The sequence below is a fragment of the Actinomycetospora sp. 2LY8.5 genome (genome assembly GCF_057180585.1).
In genome coordinates, this window is sequence record NZ_JBXUHE010000075.1 from 1 (window position 1) to 12,759 (window position 12,759).

Consider the following 12,759-nt stretch of genomic DNA (forward strand, 5'->3'; position numbering starts at 1 on the left):
CGCTCGCACGCCTGGCGCGACACCTGCGCCGAGCTCAGCATCCGCCCGAAGCGGACCCGGCCCTACCGGCCGCAGACGAACGGGAAGATCGAACGGTTCCACCGCACCATGACCGCCGGCTGGGCCTTCCGACGGCTCTATCTCAGTGAAACCCAGCGACGGAAGGCCCTACCGGGCTGGCTCCACGAGTACAACCATCACCGACCCCACAGCGCCACCGAACGGCGACCCCCGATCACCCGCTTAACCAACCTGTCCAGCTCCAACAACTAGCGCAGCTGCAGGCCGCCGCCGACGACGAGTTCGTCCGGAACCACACGTTGGCCCCCAGCCAAGAGTGCTTCGCGGGCGTCATGCTCTACGCCCCGACCCCTGACGGGACGCTGGTCCCTTTCCTCGACATGAACGGAGGCGGAGGGGGCCTCGGCGCGGGGGCACACGGGGACGGTCTCGACGTGGGCGGCGGGCTGAACCAGCTCGATCCCGCGCTCCCGGACATCGAGGTCAACGAGACCTTCTACCCCGTCCTCTACCTCTGGCGGCGGATACACGTCGGCTCCGGAGGACCCGGCACCTTCCGGGGGGGCCAGGGTCTGGAGTTCGCCTGGACCCCGTGGGACACCCCCGGTGGTAGCTTCACCTTCTTCGTCGCTTCGTGGCAGGTTCCCCCACCCGGGGTGTTCGGCGGACTTCCCGGCGGGACCTGCGGCGGGCAGATCATCACCGGCAAGGACGTGCGGGAGACCCTGAAGCCGGGGATGGTCCCGGGCTCCGCCGACGAGCTCGGCGGCGACGTCACCACCCTCGACGGCAAGCAGACCGTCCGCCTGAGCGCCGGCGACACCGTCGTCGTCTGGGAGGGCGGTGGCGGCGGCCTTGGCGACCCTCTCGCCCGGGAACCGGAACTGGTCGCCGCGGACGTCGCGGACGGGTACGTCACCGCCGACGCGGCGACGCACGTGTACGGCGTGAGCCTCGACGTCAAGGGCGAGCCCGACCGGTCGGCGACCGACGCCCTCCGCCTCGGGCGGCGCGACGACCGGCGCGGCTGGGCCCTCGAGTCCGTGGCCCTGGGCGGCTCGGGCACCGGGCCCGTCTGCGGGTGTGGTGCGGAGCCGGCCGCCGAACTACCGACCCGGCGGTCCCCGCTGGCCTCGCGGATGCTCGAGTACGGCACGTGGGTCAGCGAGCACCCCAGCGTGACGTTGGTGGAACGGGCCTGCCCCCGGTGCGGGACGCTCGTCACGACTGAGGTCGCGGTCGCCTCGTGAGGCGTCGCGGCGGGGTCACATCGGCACACTCGCCGTCAACCTGACCCCACCGCGGCGGTCCCGCCCGATGCGGACGGTCCCGCCGTGCGCGCGGTAGGTGTTGCGCAACGACGTCAGGCCCTGGTGCTGGCCCGGTCGCCGCAACGCAGGTCCGGCTCCGTTGTCGACCGCGGTGAGCAGGAGCCGACGCTCGCGGGTGATCTGCACCCGCACGTCGACCTGCGTCGCGTACCGGGCGTGCTTCGCGACGTTCGTGATCGCCTCCGACGCCGCGCGGACGGCGAGATCGGCCAGCACCTTGCGGATTCGCCGAGCCACGCGGATCACGGAGGCGGCGACGTCGAGGTGCACGGTCAGCCCGTGTTCGGACTCGAGCTCACCGGTCAGCACGGCGAGCCGCGTCGGGAGGTCGGACCGACGGGGCTCGGCGAGTTCCTCGATGACCTCTCTCACCGACGTCTGGCTGCGGGCGACGTGGGCCCTGGCGCGCGTGATCTCGGCGCGGTCGACGGGACCGAGCTCGTCCCGCTCCAGGACGGACTCCAGCGCCAACTGTCCGGAGAACAACAGCTGCGCGACGCGGTCGTGCAGGTCCTCGGCGATCCGTTGCCTCTCGGCCAGCCGCGCGGTGGTGGCCCGTTGCTGCTGGTAGCGCTCCGTCGTCCACGCGAGCGCCACGAGCTCCGACAACCGGGACAGGGCCGAGATCTCGTCGGACTCGAACGGAGCACACCGCTGCCGGAGAGCGGACAGGCCGGCGACCCGTTGACCCGAGACGACGACGGGGACGTGCAGGCTCGCCGAGCCGGGGTCGCCGGCCCTCGCGGGCGCGACGAGGGAGGCTCGAGGTGTCCGCGCCCGCCCCTCGGCCTGCGCGAGCACGTCGAGCTCGACGGCCTCGGGCACGGGTGAGCGCCGCACGATCGTCGGTTCCCCCTCGCGTGGCCGGAGCATCACGACGCTGACGTCGGTGACCTCCGCGAACCGCTTCAGCGCCCGGTCGAGCTGCAGACCCGGCGCCGCGCCCTGGGCGATGGCCACCGCCAGATCGCCGACGACCGCCTCCAATGCCTCCCGGCGGCGGAGCCGCACCAGCGTCTGCACGTTCTCCACCGCGCCGGCCACCCGCGGCGCGAACGCCCGGATCCGGGCGACGTCCGCCGCCGTGAAAGGGGTCGGCTTGTTGGCCAGGTTGAGGACACCGACGCCACGCGTCCCGAGCACCAGCGGGATCGTCATGACCCGTCGGACACCGAACACCCGCACGAACTCCTGCAGCGCACCCGGCTCGCGCTCGGCCGTCTCGGTCATCCATGGCTGACGCATGAGCAGCGCGCGAGCCGAACTGCTCCGCGCGTCGTGGGTGTCGACCAGGAAAGACGCCGCGACCTCGGGCGAGGCCCCGTAGGAGCCCGGAAGCATCTGCAGGACGTCACGTCGTTCGTCGACGACTGCCACCGCCACGAGCTCGGCCCCCACGACCGGAGCGAGTACCTCGGTCAGCCGCCGGACGAAGTCTCCGTGGTCGGACACCGAGAGCGGGATCCGGTCCAGCTCGGCCAGGACCTCGAGTTCCGCGGCGAGGCTGGCCGAGCGGTCCTGCAACCGACCGTGCTCGATCGCGAAAGCCGCCTGTCGGGCGAACACCGTCAGCAGGCGTTCCGTCGACGGGTCGGTCGAGGGGTCGCGGCTGAAGGCCTGGAGCAGACCGACGACGTGGCCCTCGACCGCGAGGACGGTCGTGAGCAACACCCCGCCCTCGTGCGAGGTCCGGAGCACCGGGGCGAGACCGTCGCCGTCGGGTACGGGCCAGCACCTCGCCGGGTCCGAATCCGGATCCATCATGCTCCGACCCACGCTGGGGTCCCCCGCGTCGGCGAGAACCCTCGTCCCCTCGTTCGGAGCAGCGGTCCGAGCCCGGATCACGACACGGTCGACACCCATGGCGTCCCTGATCGCCACGGCGGTGACGTCGAGGTCCGGAGTCCACGGAACCGGCCAGTCCGACGCGTGGTCCACCGCGACCTCGGAACGGGACATCAGGCCTCGGTGGAAGCAGGCGAGATCAACGACAACCGCGTCGCCTTGGCCACCAACTCAGCGGACGTGGTGACCTCGAGCCGGCTCTTGAGGTTCTGCACGTGAAACCGCACCGTCGCCTGCGAGATCGCCAGCTGCCGCGCGATCTGGTTGTAGGTCCGGCCGGTCGCGACCAGCTCGAGCACCCCGATCTGGCGGGGGGTGAGCTGGAAGGCCGCCAGCCGCTCCGCCACGCTGCGCACGAGGCGCTCCAGGACCTCGTGCCCCTCGGCGGCCGGTTGGGCTCCCGAGAGGACGGCTCTGATCACCCGGCGTAGCTCCCCGAGCCCGGACTCCTTCGTCACGTACGCGTCCGCGCCGGCGGCCAGGGTCCGCCGGACGATGTCCTCGCTGAGGTAGGTGGTGACCACGACGATCCTCGTCGCGGGGAAACGTTCCCGGAGCTGGGCACACAGCTGGTCCCCGGTCACGTCGGGCAGCCTGTAGTCGACGAGAACGATGTCCGGGACCGATCGACGGGCGGCGTCGAGCGCGGCCGCGCCGGTGCCGGCCTCGTCGATCTCGGTGATCTCCGGCGTCGAGCCGACCACGGCACGAAGGCCCTCCCGGACCACCTCATGATCATCGACGATCAACACTCGCACGCAGTAAGCGCTACCACGCGTGCGGCGTCGATCACAAGCCTCTCGAAACTGCCAGTAGGCGTCCGCGCGGAACGGACGAGAAGCTCCTCGTGCAGAGACCGTCCGCCAACCGTGCGGCAACCATTCCCCGCCTGGTCTCGACGAACCCGGGCCGGCCGGAGAGACGAGGAGGCCACGACACCGTGACCGTGGGCATGCCCGAGGCCGAGCCGCGCTCCCAGGTGCCCGGTGGCGAGGCGCTGGAGAAGTGGCTCAACGTCGAGTGCGTGCCCGACTGGTCCGGGGTGCACATCGCCGGAGCCTCCCGACCGGACGGCGGCAACTCGTACGAGACCTGGTTCCTCGAGCTCGCCGAGCGGGCGGCGACCGGTCGGCGTAAGCGTGTCGTCCTGCGCCGCGAGCCCGAGCGTGGCCCAATCGAGCCCTACGACATATCCCACGAGGCCCGGGTCCTGAGAGGGCTGCAGTCCACGTCCGTCGCGGTGCCACCGCTGTTCGGGCACTGTTCCGATCCGACCGTGGCACAGCGGCCGTTCATCGTGCTCGGTCACGTGAGCGGTGAGGTACCCGACTACCGCACGATCACCCGGCACAGCGACTGGATCGACCCGGTCCGGCGCGCTCACATGACCGACGAGTTCTTGGAGTCGCTCGCGCGCATCCAACGGGTCGACTGGCGCGCGGCGGCCTTCGGGCGGACGTTCGGGTCCGACACCGGGCTACGGGCCCGTCTCCTGGCACAGATCGACCGCCAGACGCGCGTCGTCGAGCAGCGGGTGGCGGCGGGGTGGCCCCCCGTGCCGGCCTTCTGGGACGCGGCGCACTGGCTCCGCCGGCACGCACCGGAGGGCGATCCCGACGACCTGGTGCTGGTCCACGGCGACTTCCGCATCGGCAACTTCATCTGGCGCGACCAGCGACTGGTGGCGATGCTCGACTGGGAGGGCGCCACCGTGGGCGACCCCATGCAGGACCTCGCCTACACCTGCCACAACGTGATGCGCGAGCAACAGCCCACGCTGATGGGCATGCTCGCCCCGCTCGACGAGTTCCTCGGGCTGTACGAACACAAGACCGGACGCGGGGTCGACGCCCGGAAGTTGCACTACTACGTCGTCTTCGCGCTCTTCTACCACCTCTGGACCCAGCTCATCGCCCTGCCGGGCGCGGTCGAGGGGAGCACGAAGCTGCGCATCCTGACGATCTACAACAAGCCCAGCCTGTCCGGCGGCTATCTCATCGACCAGATCCTCTCCTTCGAGGAGGGTCGCGGTGTTCTTTGAGACGCACGGCCGCCTGCTCGCCCGAGCGGCCGAGACACTGCAGCACGAGGTCGCGCCGGCTCTCGCCGGCGAGGAGGCCCGACGCAAGGTCGACGCGGTGGTCCAGCTCGTCGGCGAGACCGGACATCTCTGGAACGACCTCTTCGCCACCCTGCAGCGAGAGAACGCTCTCCTGCGGCGTGCGCTGGAGCTCGCCACAGCGAGCGTGACACCGACGGACCTGCTCGACGACGCCGACCCGCTCGCGCGGCACGCATCGCTGGTCCGGGAGATCACCGCAGTCATGGGTGTACTCCACGAGCAGGGAGACGACACCACGCTCAACGAGGTCCGACGTGTCGTGCGGTCGGCGGCCGCACTGGAGACCGAGGTCATGCGCACGGCACGCGCCCGCTGGGCCGACGGGTCGACCACGACGACCAGGTCCATCACCGTGAAGGAGACCGACGGATGAACGACCACCCGGCGCGTCCGACACCGAGGGACGCCCTCTTCCACCGACCCGGTTACCGCAACACCGAATGGCTCGAGACGAACTGGTTCTCGTTCCTCGTCCCGGAGCACAACCTGCGGGCCTCGATCTACGCTGGGTTCCGGACGAACCTCGACGTCGTCTTCTCCCACGTCACCATCTGGACCCGGCACTGCTCCTCGGTGCTCGACCTCGACCACCGCGACGCCCGGGTGCACCTGCCGATGCCGCCCGGCAACCTCGACCACTACCGCCTGGCCAACGGCCTGGAGGTGCGGATGGTCGAGCCGGGACAGCGCTGGGAGGTGCGCTACCACGACGGCCGTGACACGTCGTTCGACCTGGAGCTCGACGGGATCATGCGCCCCGTGTCCAGCCACGAGATGGTCGTGGCCTCCGACGGCACCGATTTCAGCCACTTCCACCAGGTCGGTGCGCTGTGGAGCGACGAGATCGGCCACATCGACCAGACCATGCACGTCAGGGGCGACCTGGTCCTCAACGGGAAGAAGATCGCCGTCGACTGCTACTCGAACCGCGACCACTCCTGGGCGCCGCGGCCCGAGCACGGTCACGGCCGCGGGAACTTCGACGAGGGCTTCTTCGGGCCGGACCTGGCGTTCCACGTGATGACGCGCGAGAACGACGAGCACGGAGCCCAGGTGACCAACGGCTACGTCCTCGACGACGGCGAGCCCCATGCCGTCCGGCGGGGAACCGGTCGATACGAACGGACCGGATGGACGATCGACCGGCTCGTCTACGAGCTCGAGGACGTCCGCGGCCGGCAGTACCGCTTCGAGGGCGAGTCGACGGCCAGCCTGCCCATCCCGAGCTGGCCGAACCAGTACAACATCGCCTCACTGGTGCGCTGGGAACACGAGGGCCGCGAAGGATGGGGCGACTACAAGTGGCACTGGGAAGCTCGGGAGATGCGCGCGCACAAGGGTGGTGCGAAATGACCACGGAGGCCACCGGACGATTCGCCGTCGGGATCGACGTGGGCGGAACGCACACCGACCTCATGCTCACCGGCCCGATGGGGCTGGTCCGCAGCAAGTCGTTCACCACCCACGGCAACTACAGCGAGGGAATCCTCGCCGCACTCGAGAACGCGGCGAGCACCCTCGGGTTGACCACCGCCGAGGTGCTGTCCGACTGCCGCGCCTTCGTCAACGGCACCACGATCGTCACCAACGTGCTCACCGAGATGCGCGGCGCCAAGGTCGGAGTGCTGATCACACGCGGGTTCCGTGACACCTTCCGCATCGCCCGCGGCGCCCGCGTCCCCGTCTTCGACGAGCACCTGTCCCAGGCGGCACCTCCCGACATTCTGGACCGCGACTGCATCGAGGAGATCGAGGAGCGGGTCGACAGCCGCGGGGACGTCGTCGTCCCGCTCGACGAGGAACAGATCCGGCACGCTGTCCGGCGCATGCGCGATCGCGGGGTCGAGGGCATCGCGATCTGCTTCCTGTGGTCGTTCTCCAATCCGGTGCACGAGCGGCGCGCGAAGGAGATCGTGCGCGAGGAGTTCCCGGAGTCCTTCGTCACCCTCTCCGCGGAGATCCACCCGGTGATCCGCGAGTACGAGCGCTTCCTGACCGCCGTGTTCAACTGCATGGCCCACCGCGCCACCACCCGGTACGTGGAAGCCCTGCAGACGGCGCTGGAGGCGGGCGGGTTCACGGGATCGCTCACCTTCTTCCAGGGCGTCGGCGGCAGCGTGGGGATCGACGTCGTCCAGCGCGAACCGGTGACGCTGCTCGCCTCGGGTCCGGCGGGTGGGGTGATGGGCGCGCGCTACCTCGCAGAACGCCTGGGCGTGGAGAACGTCCTGGTCGGCGACATGGGTGGAACGACGTTCGACACCAGCGTCCTGGTCGGCAGGGAGCCCGCCATCGCCAAGCGTGCGACCTTCGGACAGATCGAGACCGGCATCAACGTCATCGACATCATCTCGGTCGGCGCGGGCGGCGGGAGCATCGCCTGGCTGGATTCGCGCGGGGTCCCACAGATCGGGCCCCACTCCGCGGGCTCCGAGCCCGGGCCGGCCTGCTACGGCCGAGGCGGCACCCGCCCCACCGTCACCGATGCGATGGTGGCGCTCGGCCTGATCGATCCGTCGAACTACCTGCGGGGCCGTTACACCCTCGACCTCGTGGCGGCGCACCGGGCGATCCAGGGCGAGATCGGCACCACGTTGGGGTGGTCCGTCGAACGAACGGCCACGGGTATCCACGACCTCGCCGCTGCGAACATGGCCAACGCGCTGCGTGAGGTGACGATCGAGCGCGGCCAGGATCCACGGGACTTCACGTTGTTCGCCTACGGCGGCATGCTCCCGCTGTTCGCCGTGCAGATCAGCCGTCTCCTCGGCTGCCCGAAGGTCGTCATCCCCGACAACAGCTCGGCCTTCTCCGCGTACGGCGTGCTCATCGCCGACTACGTCCGTCAGTATGAGCGCACGGTCCAGTGGTCCCTGGACCAGAGCCAGCCGTTGAGCGATGTCAACGCCGTCGCGGAGGCGATGCTCGACCGAGCGCGCGCCGACGCCGCGGCCGAGGGCATCACGCCGGAGCAACTCGAGGTCGCGCGCAGCGCAGACCTGCGCTTCGCCGGTCAGACGTTCGAGGTCAACGTCCCGCTGCCCCAACGGGCCCTGGTGGAGGGGGACGCCGCCGACCTGGAGAGCCGCTTCCCGAAGATCTACGAACGCGCCTACGGCGAGGGCACCGCGTGGAAGGGCGCGGCGACCGTCATGGTCAACTACGTGCTCAAGGTGACGTCGAGGCGCCCCAAGCCTGCCGACCGAGACGCGTCGGCCGGGGGCTCCGAGCAGCCCTCGCCCCGCGAGCACCGGAACGTGTACCTCCCCGATCGGCACGAGCGCACCGAGATCCCGGTCTTCTCCGAGAAGGAGATCAAACCCGGGGCGCGGCTGGCCGGTCCGGCCATCGTCGACGCCGGCGACACCACGATCTACCTCCCCCTGGGTTCAACGGCGGTGCGCGACCACTTCTACGGCTTCACCATCGACATCGCATCGGAGGGACAGGACCGGTGAGCACGCTCGAGCAGGACGACGTGATCGTGGTCGAGGTCCATCAACGCGCGGTGCGCAACATCGCTCGCGAGATGGCGCTGACCCTGCAGCGCACTTCCGGGTCGCGCATCGTCACCGAGAGCAAGGACTTCAGCACCTGCATCCTCGACGAGGACGGCCGCCAGCTGGCGTTCTCCGGCTCCGTCACCTTCCACATCGCCACCGCTGTCCTCGGACTCGAGGCCGTCCGGGCGCGGGTCGCGCGCAACGAGGTCCGCCCGGGCGACGCGTTCCTCTGCAACGACCCGCACACGTCCGGCGCGATCCACCAGGGCGACATCGGGGTGTTGGTGCCCTACTTTCACGGCGGCGAGCTGATCGGATGGGGCTACGTCAACGAGCACGTCCTCGACATCGGCGGGATGGCCGTGTCGGGGTTCGCGCCCGGTGCCCGGGACGCCTTCGCCGAGGGTATGCGCTTCCCGGGGACCCGGTTCGCCCGCGACGGCGTGCTGGATCCCGAGTGGGAGCAGTTCATCGCCACGAATGTGCGCATGTCCACCACGGTGCTCAACGACGTGCGCGGCCTGTTGGCGGCCAACAAGGCCGGGGAACGTCGGATCACCGACATGGTCGACCGGATCGGCCTGGAACGCTTCCGAGCGCGGAACCGTCAAGCCCAGGACCTGTCCGAGGCGGCCGCCCGCCAACGGATCGCCGCCCTGCCCGACGGCACCTACGAGAGCGCCGACTGGGTCGAGTACGACGGCGCCGGCCGCCAGGATCTGCACTCGGTGCGCTGCCGGATGGTCGTTGACGGCGAGCAACTGGTCCTCCAGTTCCGGGGTGGCCCGCAGGCCGACGCATTCATCAACGGCGCCGCCCCCGCGGTCATCGGCCAGAGCTGGGCGACGCTGATGGCGCAGCTGCTCTACGACGTGCCGGTCAACGCGGGGATCTGGCCGCCTGTGCACTTCGACCTCGGTCCGCGGGGCACCGTCGTGAACTCCGAGGCCCCTGCCGCGGTCTCCATGTCGCACATGGAGACCGGGATGCAGATCAACAAGCTCGTCTGCGACGTGCTGTCCCAGGCCTGCATGCTCAGCGGGGACCCGGCCATCAACGGCCGGGTCGCCGGACAACCCGTGCAGGACCTGGCTGTCTTCTCCGCCTCGGGTGTCGACGGCCGGACGGGCCGGTCCGTCGTGGTCTTCCCCGGCTCGATCGGCTTCGGCTGCGGGGGCGGCGGGCAGTCCGTGCTCGATGGTCTGGAGACCTACGGTCGCAGGCGAACATCGGGCAGTCGACGCTCGACGTGGAGATGGAGGAGGCGAGCCAGCCCGGGCTGATCCTCTGGCGGGAGATCGCGCCCGACACCGGAGGACCCGGAGCGTTCCGCGGCGGCCACGGCCTGGACAGCGCGATCGCCATTCTCGACTCGGAGCGGCTCCACGGGGGAGCGTTCAACTCGTGCTCCCTGGTCGCGCCTCGTGGTGCGGCCGGCGGGCTCCCGGGGTCGACGGCCGACTGGGTCGTGCTGCGCGACACGAACGTCGAGGAGCTCCTCGCCGATCAGGTGCTGCCGACCCGTGACCGGGTGGTCGGCTCCCCGGATCCCGTGACGGCCAAGCACGGCTCCCTGGTGCTCGGTCGTGGTGACGTCTTCCGATCGGTCCACGGCGGCGGGGGCGGGCTGGGCGACCCGCTCCTCAGGGACCCCGAACGCGTTCGCAAGGACGTCGTCGACGGCTACGTCAGCGGCGCGCACGCCCGGGACGCGTACGGCGTCGTGCTGGACGGCACGGAGGTGGACCTCCCCGCGACCGAGCAGCAGAGGGCGTCGATCAGGGCAGCGCGGTTGGGCACGCCCCCTCGCGTCGACGCCGTCCCCCCTGTCGTCCACGTCTCGCTCCGTCAGGAGGCGACCGGGTGGGTGTGCGGCTCGTGCGCGGAACAGCTGGCGCCGCACGGCACCAACTGGCGCGAGGGCGCGCTGAGCACCGAGAAGGAGGTCTCCTCCTTCCTCGCCGCTCTGCACCTGCGAGGTCGCCGACGCCGCGACGGCGACGAGGTCGTCGTCCGCGAGCACTGGTGCCCGAGCTGCGCGAGTGCCCTCGGGACCGACGTGACGTTGGCCGGGTCCGACGACGTGGCGGCCGCCCGCCCCGGCGTCATCGATCCCTGGCCGACCTGATCATCCGACGGCGAGCCCGACCGCAACAGCTTCGGAAAGGACACGTCATGGCCGGTGTGAACCCGCGGTCCGGCACCGTCGACGGTGTGCTGCGGCGCAGCGCGCGGCGCTCCCCCTCGCGTGTCGCGCTGCACTTCGACGACCGGTCGTGGACCTACCGCGAGCTCGACGACGCGGTGTCCAGGGCCGCCGGTTTCCTGCGCGAGCTCGGCGTGAGCCACGGCGACCGGGTGGCGACTTACGGACGCAACTCCGATGCCTACCTGTTGGCCTACCTCGGCTGCGCCCGACTCGGCGCGGTCCACGTCCCCGTCAACTACGCGCTGACCGGTGAGGAGCTGTCCTATCTCGTCGAGCAGTCCGGCAGCAATGTGCTGCTGGTCGACCCCTCCCTCGCCGAACACGTCGACGCCCTGACCGAGCAGCCGGAACAGGTCGTGTCGCTGCGCGACGCCCCGGCTTCCCTCCTCGACGCGGCCCGCTCCGGGCCCGTCCCCGACCTCGACACCCAGGTTTCCGACGGAGACCTGGTTCAGCTGCTCTACACCAGCGGCACCACGTCCAAGCCCAAGGGCGCGATGATGACCCACCGCGCGCTGGTCCACGAATACGTCTCCTGCGTGCATGCCCTCGAGATGGGCGCCGAGGACGCCCCACTGCACCCCATGCCCCTGTACCACTCGGCCGGGATGCACTGCTTCCTCATGCCCTACCTCATGGTCGGCGCGACCAACCACCTCATGGAGGCGCCCGAGGTCCCCGACATCCTGCGCCGCGTCGAGACCGACCGGCTCGGTGCCCTCTTCCTCGCCCCCACGGTGTGGGTGCCGCTGGCCAACCACCCCGGCTTCGCCGACCGCGACCTGTCGAGCCTGCGCAAGGCGTTCTACGGCGCGTCGATCATGCCCGGGCCGGTTCTGGCGCGGCTGCGCCAGGCCCTGCCGGAGCTGCAGGTGTACAACTGCTTCGGCCAGTCCGAGATCGGCCCGCTGGCCACGGTGCTGGCTCCCCACGAGCACGACGAGCGACCCGAGTCCTGCGGGCGGCCCGTGCTGTTCGTCGAGCTGCGGGTCATCGACGACGAGGGCGCGGACGTCGCGCCGGGCGGCACCGGCGAGGTCGTCTACCGCTCGCCCCAGCTCTGCGAGGGCTACTGGGACAAGCCCGAGGAGACCGCCGAGACCTTCCGCGACGGCTGGTTCCACTCCGGCGACCTCGTGACCATCGATGAACAGGGCTACATCACCGTGGTCGACCGGATCAAGGACGTGATCAACAGCGGGGGCGAGCTGGTGGCCTCCAGGGAGGTCGAGGACGCGCTCTACACCCACCCCGCTGTAGCCGAGGCCGCCGTCATCGGCACGCCGGACGAGCGCTGGATCGAGGCCGTCACCGCGTTCGTCGTCCTGCGCCCGGACGGTGGCGACACCGATACGAGCGCCCTGATCACACACGTCAAGAACCGGCTCGCCGGATACAAGGTGCCCAAGTCCGTGCGGCTGGTCCAGGAACTCCCACGCAACCAGTCCGGCAAACTGCTCAAACGGGTACTTCGGGACTTCTGAGCCGTGTCGTGGGCGTCGGGCCGCCCGACGCCGGACTCGATGTCGGCGGGCGGCGCCCAGCCCCGCGCGGCGACCATATTCGGCACCGCCGGGTGTGCCCGATTTGTGTAGATATGGGGCTCTTCGTCATTGAGCGTGGAGGGCTGACCGGGACACGATCTTCACCCTCGGCCTGATCATGGGCCTGGGGCCTCACTCTTCGTGGTGCTTGGACACTTCGGAGGGAGGCCCCAGGTGGGCAGGG

The 12,759-nt window shown here is 70.4% G+C and carries 11 protein-coding genes; 9 read left to right on the top strand and 2 right to left on the bottom strand.

What is annotated here, in order from left to right; genetic code table 11:
• Both AC2A1K_RS34745 and AC2A1K_RS34750 read left to right on the top strand, forming a co-directional pair.
• Positions 1 to 273: integrase core domain-containing protein (locus AC2A1K_RS34745; RefSeq protein ID WP_483900917.1), on the top strand; the 273-nt coding region annotated here is incomplete at its 5' end.
• 47 nt (positions 274 to 320) lie between these two features.
• Positions 321 to 1,271 (top strand): hydantoinase B/oxoprolinase family protein, encoded by a 951-nt coding sequence (locus AC2A1K_RS34750; protein WP_483900918.1) that lies wholly within the window; start codon positions 321 to 323, stop codon positions 1,269 to 1,271.
• 15 nt (positions 1,272 to 1,286) lie between these two features.
• Here the strand turns inward: AC2A1K_RS34750 and AC2A1K_RS34755 are convergent, their stop codons facing one another.
• Positions 1,287 to 3,311: a GAF domain-containing sensor histidine kinase gene (locus AC2A1K_RS34755; protein WP_483900919.1), complete on the bottom strand. Its 2,025-nt coding sequence runs from the start codon at positions 3,309 to 3,311 to the stop codon at positions 1,287 to 1,289.
• Positions 3,311 to 3,955, bottom strand: coding sequence for a response regulator (locus tag AC2A1K_RS34760; RefSeq protein WP_483900920.1), 645 nt, complete (start codon positions 3,953 to 3,955; stop codon positions 3,311 to 3,313). Before AC2A1K_RS34760 ends, AC2A1K_RS34755 begins: the two co-directional genes overlap by 1 nt.
• A 182-nt stretch (positions 3,956 to 4,137) precedes the next feature.
• Here AC2A1K_RS34760 and AC2A1K_RS34765 point away from each other — a divergent pair, with 182 nt between their 5' ends.
• The 7 genes from AC2A1K_RS34765 to AC2A1K_RS34795 are packed head-to-tail and all read left to right on the top strand — an operon-like array spanning position 4,138 to position 12,515.
• Complete coding sequence (locus tag AC2A1K_RS34765) at positions 4,138 to 5,238, top strand: phosphotransferase family protein (RefSeq protein ID WP_483900921.1); 1,101 nt, start codon at positions 4,138 to 4,140, stop codon at positions 5,236 to 5,238.
• The gene (locus tag AC2A1K_RS34770; protein WP_483900922.1) at positions 5,228 to 5,692 is read left to right on the top strand and encodes a hypothetical protein; all 465 of its coding nucleotides are present in this window, start codon (positions 5,228 to 5,230) and stop codon (positions 5,690 to 5,692) included. The genes AC2A1K_RS34765 and AC2A1K_RS34770 overlap by 11 nt, the downstream gene beginning before the upstream one ends.
• Entirely contained in the window at positions 5,689 to 6,672 is a 984-nt protein-coding gene (locus tag AC2A1K_RS34775; RefSeq protein WP_483900923.1) for a DUF7064 domain-containing protein, read from the top strand. The genes AC2A1K_RS34770 and AC2A1K_RS34775 overlap by 4 nt, the downstream gene beginning before the upstream one ends.
• Entirely contained in the window at positions 6,669 to 8,777 is a 2,109-nt protein-coding gene (locus tag AC2A1K_RS34780; RefSeq protein WP_483900924.1) for a hydantoinase/oxoprolinase family protein, read from the top strand. The genes AC2A1K_RS34775 and AC2A1K_RS34780 overlap by 4 nt, the downstream gene beginning before the upstream one ends.
• Positions 8,774 to 10,105, top strand: coding sequence for a hydantoinase B/oxoprolinase family protein (locus AC2A1K_RS34785; protein ID WP_483900925.1), 1,332 nt, complete (start codon positions 8,774 to 8,776; stop codon positions 10,103 to 10,105). The genes AC2A1K_RS34780 and AC2A1K_RS34785 overlap by 4 nt, the downstream gene beginning before the upstream one ends.
• Positions 10,078 to 10,950, top strand: coding sequence for a hydantoinase B/oxoprolinase family protein (locus AC2A1K_RS34790; protein WP_483900926.1), 873 nt, complete (start codon positions 10,078 to 10,080; stop codon positions 10,948 to 10,950). The genes AC2A1K_RS34785 and AC2A1K_RS34790 overlap by 28 nt, the downstream gene beginning before the upstream one ends.
• Before the next feature lie 47 nt (positions 10,951 to 10,997).
• Complete coding sequence (locus AC2A1K_RS34795) at positions 10,998 to 12,515, top strand: fatty acyl-CoA synthetase (protein ID WP_483900927.1); 1,518 nt, start codon at positions 10,998 to 11,000, stop codon at positions 12,513 to 12,515.
• Positions 12,516 to 12,759 lie beyond the last annotated feature (244 nt).

What these genes read in the sequence shown, in the direction of transcription:
- AC2A1K_RS34780 (WP_483900924.1), top strand. Translation starts at nt 6,669, where the DNA reads ATGACCACGGAGGCCACCGGACGATTCGCCGTCGGGATCGACGTGGGC.
- AC2A1K_RS34755 (WP_483900919.1), bottom strand. Translation starts at nt 3,311, where the DNA reads ATGTCCCGTTCCGAGGTCGCGGTGGACCACGCGTCGGACTGGCCGGTT.
- AC2A1K_RS34775 (WP_483900923.1), top strand. Translation starts at nt 5,689, where the DNA reads ATGAACGACCACCCGGCGCGTCCGACACCGAGGGACGCCCTCTTCCAC.
- AC2A1K_RS34790 (WP_483900926.1), top strand. Translation starts at nt 10,078, where the DNA reads ATGGAGGAGGCGAGCCAGCCCGGGCTGATCCTCTGGCGGGAGATCGCG.
- AC2A1K_RS34795 (WP_483900927.1), top strand. Translation starts at nt 10,998, where the DNA reads ATGGCCGGTGTGAACCCGCGGTCCGGCACCGTCGACGGTGTGCTGCGG.